Below are 7,301 nucleotides of genomic sequence, written 5' to 3' on the forward strand. Positions count from 1 at the left end.
TGTCATCGGCGACTTGTTCTATATTACACCCCTGTAGATCAATCGTCAATACCTTTTATCTTTTTTATTTTATAAATCATAAAAGCTTTGCCTTCTCTTAATTTCTAATACATCCTTAGAACTTCTTAAACTTATGTATTCAAATTAACAATCTGCAGCCTACACTCTCTAACTTAATACTAATACTTTTCTAAAGAATGAATGTGAGACCAAGTAAATATATATTAAGGATAGTATTTTTTCTTTTAGTACGTTCTCCCTCCTGCTCATCTCTAGGGGGATTATAAATAAAACACTTCTCTTCTTTACCTTTAAAAAAGGGAAAGAAATCTAATACCCTTAGGAGGCGTTATGAAATGCATGTTAATAAAAAGATAATTTATGTATCCCATGATGCCCATTTCCACGGAGCACAGCTACTTTCTTTACATACTATTAAGGCTCTTAAAGAAAACTTTGATTACTCTGTTGCAATTATTTCTATTGGATCCGGTATTTTAATTCCCGATTTTCAAAAGTATGGTCCTGTTTATTGTCTCGAGCAAGGTTATCAAACAGAAGAAAAGGTCGAATTATTAATAAAGGATTTATTATCACAGAATTTTACCCTCGCCATATGTAGCACTGTCATAAGTGGCGATATCGTCGCATTACTAGCTAGACAAAATATAAAAGTTGTTTCATTAATACATGAATTACCGCATTTAATACAACAGTACTCTGCTGAAGGGAAAGCTAAAAACATCGCTGAATTTGCTTACAAAGTTGTCTTCCCTTCACAATACGTATATGAAAAATTTCGTACAATCACTGAATTGGATCCTCAAAAATGTCACATTCTCCCTCAAGGTTTGTTTAACCACAATCCTTATAAGAACAATATTGCAAAAGCTAGAAATGAGTTACGTAAGAAGCTTAACCTGCCTCTAGATAGCAAAATCATCTTGGGTGTAGGCTTCGCAGATTATCGGAAAGGGATAGATTTATTCTCACTTATCTCTTACTCAGTAAGAAAGACTCACAAGGATATTCATTTCATTTGGGTAGGGAGAACAAACGTTCAATTCCTGAATACACTGCCCCCTAAATATAAAGCACATTTCACATTAGTCGATCCTACTCCCGATATCGGATTATATAACGCTGGGGCTGACTTATACTTATTAACTTCAAGGGAAGATCCTTTTCCAAATGTTGTTTTAGAAGCATTAGATGCAAAACTTCCTGTTATAGGGTTTAAAAATGCTGGAGGTTTTGAAGATGTTGTTACAGAAAAAACTGGTGCCTTAGTAGACTTTTTAAATTTACCCAAAATGCTAGAAAAAATATATGAATTTATTCATGATGAGGGATTACGATTACAAAAGGGAAGCTTTGGCCAAGAACTTATCGAAAAAAACTTCAATTTTCTTAATTACATTTATCAATTACTAGATCTTCTCGAACATAATTACAAAAAGATAAGTGTAATCATACCGAACTATAATTATGAAAAATACTTACCTGATCGAATCGAATCAATATTAAACCAAACCTACCCTCTTTACGAACTAATTTTCTTAGACGATGCCTCCACTGATCATAGCGTATCAACTTTTAAAAAGCTGCTTTCAAAAGAAAATAAGACCCACCTGAAGGTTCAACAGATTATTAATGATAAAAACTCTGGTTCTGTATTTAAACAATGGATAAAAGGAGTCTCTGCAGCAACTGGTGATTATATTTGGATCGCAGAGGCCGATGACCTATGCGATAAGACATTTTTACAAGAGGTGATACAGGGGTTTTATATAAATAACAATATTACCTTAAGTTACACACAATCAAAACAAATAGATGAACAAGGAAATGTATTGGCTAATCATTATTTAAATTACACAAATGATATCGATAAAGAAAAATGGAAAGCCCCCTATTTTCGAAAAGGCGTCGAAGAAATACAAGATACGTTACTTATCAAAAACACTATACCTAATGTTTCAAGTGTAGTTTTTAAAAATATAGATATGAAGAAAACGGAAAAACAGTTAGAGAAGTTCAAAATAGCTGGCGACTGGTTCTTCTATGTTTCTCTTCTTACAGAGGGAGATATTTACTTCAATCCAGCCCCCTTAAACTATCATAGACGACATTTAAGTAGCGTAACGAGAACAGAAGATTCATACTCCCATTACAATGAAGTTGTGCAAATGCAAAATTTCATTAAAGAAAAATTTACTATCGACGACATTTCTAAAATGAAAATGTATACATATAGAAAGTATCTTAAAGCATACTTAAAAATTTAAACATGTGCTTTCTATGCCATCAATATCTCTTGTAAGTTACTACTATTACTCAAGGGAGGAATACTCTTTGAAAGACTTTATAGAGGAACATAAAGATTTAATTTCTCAAATCGCACACAGCTATAATGTAAATGCAAGTATCCATCCTGAGGATCATATCTTTCAGTTCATTGTCACTAATCCTGTCTTCCCATCAAAAAAAGAAGCGATAGATTACTACTTTAAAGATGGGAAAAACTCAGCACAAATACTCTTAAACTTAATTACTTCCCTTTATCCTCCTACAGGCAATCCAATTCAATTGTTAGAATTTGCATCCGGATACGGCTGCGTAACACGTCATTTATTAAATCTACAAACGAGTTTGAGTATAACCGCTTGCGATATACACGAAGAGGCCATTTCCTTTATTGAAAACAAATTAAATAATTCTTCTATATTATCTCATCCTGAGCCTGAACAGTTAAAATTGGACTCCTCTACATACGATATCGTTTTTTGTCTATCCTTTTTCTCTCATATGCCTGATACAACTTGGTTTCGTTGGCTGCAAACATTGTATAACGCTGTTTCACCTGGTGGTTTATTCATTTTCACAACCCATGGCTATCAAAGCAAAAAATACTTCGGGTTTCCAAATTTAAATGAAAAGGGCTATTGGTTTCTCTCTTCTAGTGAACAATTTGATTTAGATGTGAATCAATACGGACAAACGATAGTTAGCCCCTCTTACGTGTGTGACAAAATTAAATTATTACCCCATAACCCAATTATTAAAAAGTATACCGAAGGATTTTGGTGGGAACATCAAGACCTTTGGGTTATAGAAAAAGAAATAAAATAATAACCCACGCTCTGCTTATATACAAGTAGAGCGTGGGTTATTATTTTTTACTACATAAAAACTCTTCAATCCATAGCTTATTTAATCTAATCCCATGTTTAAAATCTATTTTAGGTTCCCAATTCAATTCTTGTTTTACCTTATCAATATTTAAAATGATTCTTTGAACGTTCTCTTGTTTTTGTTTGTAACAGATAAAATCCACTTTTCTTTCTGTTATTTTCTCTAATTCCACTATAATTCGTTTTAAAGAAAGACCTTTGCCACTCCCTATGTTGTATACGCAAGATTTCAATTGATTTAATTGTGCTAGTTGTATAGTAATTTCAACTAAATCATCGATATAAATATAATCTCTAATAATCTCCTCTGGATTCCCATATATATGAATCCTTTCATTACTGAGATGCTGGTACAAAAAACAATTTATCGCCCCAACTTTTTTTAAAGGGTTTTGGTATTTTCCATACGGATTAGAATATCTACATACAACATAATCTATTCCATATTTTTTCTTATAAAAATACAAATAATTCTCCAGCGAAACTTTTGTTATTCCATACGGGGAAAGTGGTCTTAATGGATGTTTCTCATCAATAGGCAAATATTCAGGTTCACCATAAACTGTGCCTCCCGAAGAAGCTAATATAATTTTTTTAATACGAAATTCTTTAACACTTTCCATGAAATTAAGAAAAAATAGACTGCTATTAATATCGCCAAAAACGTCTTCAATTGAAGTTGCTACGTTAGACGTCGCAGCTAAATAAATAATAATATCTATATTCACTAAAGCCTTATATATATCCTCAACATTTTCTAAATCACCTTTAATAAATTCAACTTCACTTATAATATTTTGAGGAAAATTATTTATATGTCTGGAAAATACTTTTACATTTTGCCCCTGTTTCAATAAACCCAATGCGAGGTTGATACCAATGAAACTATTTCCACCTACTATTAAATAATTATTCTTCCTCATAATATCATCTCTCTAGTAATAAATTTTTCCTATCGTCAAACTTAAAAATATACACAAATAAACTGGATCATTTTGATTATTCATCCTCTTATCATTGTATGTTTGTTATAAATTTTCATTATCTTTATTTTCTATTTTCATTTTAGAATAGCTTCCTTATTAAGGTTGACTGCAAAAACACTCATAATATTTACTCATCCCCATGAATATATTTAATAAACAATCCTCACTTGTTTAACCCATAAAAAAACTTCTAAATACACAAGGTTCTCAAAAAAGGAGTGCGAAACTCATGAAAAATATAAATCAAGAACTTTTAAATCATGTAATCCTACATAAAGATCGAATTCCCCATTACCATAAAGACTTTCCCCTTATACTATTTTGGAGTCATAGAAGCGGATGCACCTCATTAGCTAATTGGTTCTTTTTTCAAATTGGATTATTTACTGAAGCAAAGAAATACAATGACTTTATTCATTACTATGAGTTCTGGGTGTATAAAAACAGTACAAATTACATTCAACAATTACAAAATAGTCTTCTAGAGGCTAAAAAAAATGTTTGTAAACTTGTACGAAATCCTTATACAAGGGCTGTCAGCTCATTTTTATTACTTGCTGACAATCCATATGCTAGCCCACAATGGGAGAGCATCCGTCATTATTTTTATAATGATAAATATAGTAATCAAGGAATATCATTTAAACAATTTTTATATTACGTTCAGGCATTCGGTTCCAATTCCCTAGCATTAGATATACATTTTAGTCAACAATACGTCCCTGGTGAAGAAAACTTCATTCAATGCTATATTCCTTTAGAAGATTTTAATACACAAATCGCTAAGATAGAACACATGTACGATTTAACAAAATCTAATTTAGCACTTCTTACAAATTCAGATCATCATCGCGCTCACAAGATGATTTATGCAGGAAGCTATGCAGAACTTAGCATTACAGATCCAGGCTTTCCCCGATTTCCAACATACGAAAGCTTTTATGATAAAGAAACTATGGACTTAGTTACAGAAATATACGCACAGGATTTTGAAATGTACCCATACACGAAAGGGATATTTTAAGTCTATACATTTTTCCACGAATAAAAGCTGATACATCGCATAGCATAAAGTGAAACTTTAATTCGAGTGGGAGTTAATTATTCTCTTTCCCTAATCGTAATTTTAAGAGATACCTAACTTTCACCCATTTCCTTTGATTTCGCTGATTGTTGACGTGTATCATACTTTCCATACATAGATTGCATTTATTAACATAGGAGGGATATTGTGTGGAAATCAATTTGAAACACAATAATGGGTACTGCGTTATTTGCGAAAAGAAAGCTACATTTATAGAGCATAATGATTGGCTTAGAGATCATTATTTATGTTCTACATGTAACTCTATACCAAGGCAGCGAGCTTTAATCCATGCTTTACATACATTTTTTCCAAAATGGTGTTCCTATAATATTCACGAATCCTCTCCTGGAGGAATTACGACTCAGCTACTATTAAAAAACTGTAAAAACTATACTTATTCTCAATACTTTAAAAATTATCCTCTTGGCCAATACTTTCAAGGTATTAGATGTGAGAACTTAGAAGACATGACTTTTGAAAATGAATCTTTTGATTTATTCATTACTCAAGACGTTTTTGAGCATGTAATGACGCCAAACAAAGCCTTTAAAGAAATAGAACGAGTATTAAAACCTGGCGGTGCTCATGTATTTACTGTCCCTTGGTATCATACACTCACAAAAACTGTGCAAAGAGCAAGAATGAATAAAGAGGTGATTGAATATATTGAAGAGCCCATTTATCATGGAAACCCTATTGATGAGAATGGATCTTTAGTAACGTTCGATTGGGGGCAGGATATGATTGAATATATTTATACACATGCAAACATGTATACAACTGTTTATTTACAAAAGGATAGATCACTAGGGCTAGATGCTGAATTTTTACATGTTTTTATTAGTAAAAAATGTGTAAAAAATTTCTAAATACTATATAATTCAGTGATTTAATAAATCACTAGTAACTTCCCACTACTTGAACTACGAATAACATAAGGGGGATATAACTTGAAAATAATCGCTTTTTACTTACCACAATTCCATCAAATTAAAGAAAATGATCGATGGTGGGGGAAAGGATTTACTGAATGGACAAATACTAAAAGTGCACGACCTTTATTTTCAGGACATTATCAACCTAGGGAACCTTATCAAGATTTTTATTATGACTTAACTACCCCCTCCGTAAGAAAGTGGCAAGCAAAAATCGCTAAAGCATACGGTATATATGGTTTTTGTTATTATCATTACTGGTTTAAGGGAAAAAGACTATTAGAAACCCCCTTTAATGAGGTACTAAAGATGAAAGAACCTGACTTCCCTTTTTGTCTTTCTTGGGCAAATGAACCATGGACAAAATCTTGGGATGGTCTCGATAAACATATATTAATGCCTCAAGACTACGGAGATATATCTGATTGGAAGGAACACTTTGATTATTTATTACAAGCTTTCCAAGATGAGAGATATATTTATATAGATGATAAACCCCTATTCATTATTTATCGTCCAGGACATATTCCTGATTGTGAAAAAATGCTTAATTACTGGAATGCATTAGCGCGAGAAAATGGTTTAAAAGGTATATACTTTGCTGAAACATTAAACAGTTTTCCACTACCTAATATAAATGGATTCGATGCTAGCATTCAGTTTGAACCTTTCTATACAATTGCCCATGATAGCTCTTCAGACATAAATAAGGTAATATATGATTTTGATATGCAATTAAATGTTTGGGACTACGATAAAGTATGGATGTATATATTACAACGATCGCTCCCAAAGAAAAAAACTTTTCCCGGTGCTTTTGTTGATTGGGATAATACTGCACGACGTAAAAACGCAAATAGCAGCATCTTTGTAGGTTCTACCCCTGAAAAGTTCACCATATATTTAAGCAAGCAAATTCATCGGACTTACTCTTTTTATAACAGCGAGTTTTTATTTATTAACGCATGGAACGAGTGGGCGGAAGGAACTTACTTAGAACCAGATAAAAAATATGGATTTTCTTATTTAGAAGGGGTTAAAAATGCAATTGATAGAGGTATGAAAGCATACAAAAAAGACGAGTCATTCTGACTCGTCT

At 32.2% G+C, this 7,301-nt stretch carries 6 protein-coding genes; 5 read left to right on the plus strand and 1 reads right to left on the minus strand.

Annotation, left to right across the window (positions count from 1 at the left end):
* Window positions 1-356 precede the first annotated feature (356 nt).
* Window positions 357-2,288 (plus strand): glycosyltransferase, encoded by a 1,932-nt coding sequence (locus tag HMPREF2590_RS00465; protein WP_003311692.1) that lies wholly within the window; start codon window positions 357-359, stop codon window positions 2,286-2,288.
* Between the two features lie 67 nt (window positions 2,289-2,355).
* On the plus strand, window positions 2,356-3,132 hold the full coding sequence (locus HMPREF2590_RS00470; RefSeq protein ID WP_000651234.1) for a class I SAM-dependent methyltransferase: 777 nt from the start codon (window positions 2,356-2,358) through the stop codon (window positions 3,130-3,132).
* A 40-nt stretch (window positions 3,133-3,172) separates the two neighbouring features.
* On the opposite strand, the gene HMPREF2590_RS00475 is transcribed toward HMPREF2590_RS00470, so the two are convergent.
* Window positions 3,173-4,117 (minus strand): NAD-dependent epimerase/dehydratase family protein, encoded by a 945-nt coding sequence (locus tag HMPREF2590_RS00475; RefSeq protein ID WP_001230829.1) that lies wholly within the window; start codon window positions 4,115-4,117, stop codon window positions 3,173-3,175.
* A gap of 292 nt (window positions 4,118-4,409) precedes the next feature.
* Here HMPREF2590_RS00475 and HMPREF2590_RS00480 point away from each other — a divergent pair, with 292 nt between their 5' ends.
* From HMPREF2590_RS00480 to HMPREF2590_RS00490, 3 genes are all read left to right on the plus strand, one after another.
* The gene (locus tag HMPREF2590_RS00480; RefSeq protein WP_048568271.1) at window positions 4,410-5,204 is read left to right on the plus strand and encodes a sulfotransferase family 2 domain-containing protein; all 795 of its coding nucleotides are present in this window, start codon (window positions 4,410-4,412) and stop codon (window positions 5,202-5,204) included.
* 209 nt (window positions 5,205-5,413) lie between these two features.
* Complete coding sequence (locus tag HMPREF2590_RS00485; RefSeq protein WP_050821500.1) at window positions 5,414-6,136, plus strand: class I SAM-dependent methyltransferase; 723 nt, start codon at window positions 5,414-5,416, stop codon at window positions 6,134-6,136.
* A gap of 81 nt (window positions 6,137-6,217) precedes the next feature.
* Entirely contained in the window at window positions 6,218-7,294 is a 1,077-nt protein-coding gene (locus HMPREF2590_RS00490; protein ID WP_065845934.1) for a glycosyltransferase WbsX family protein, read from the plus strand.
* The last annotated feature ends 7 nt before the right edge of the window (window positions 7,295-7,301 follow it).

Origin of the sequence: Bacillus sp. HMSC036E02, assembly GCF_001836235.1 — a bacterium.
Lineage (GTDB): Bacteria > Bacillota > Bacilli > Bacillales > Bacillaceae_G > Bacillus_A > Bacillus_A cereus.

What these genes read in the sequence shown, in the direction of transcription:
- HMPREF2590_RS00465 (WP_003311692.1), top strand. Translation starts at nt 357, where the DNA reads ATGCATGTTAATAAAAAGATAATTTATGTATCCCATGATGCCCATTTC.
- HMPREF2590_RS00475 (WP_001230829.1), bottom strand. Translation starts at nt 4,117, where the DNA reads ATGAGGAAGAATAATTATTTAATAGTAGGTGGAAATAGTTTCATTGGT.
- HMPREF2590_RS00480 (WP_048568271.1), top strand. Translation starts at nt 4,410, where the DNA reads ATGAAAAATATAAATCAAGAACTTTTAAATCATGTAATCCTACATAAA.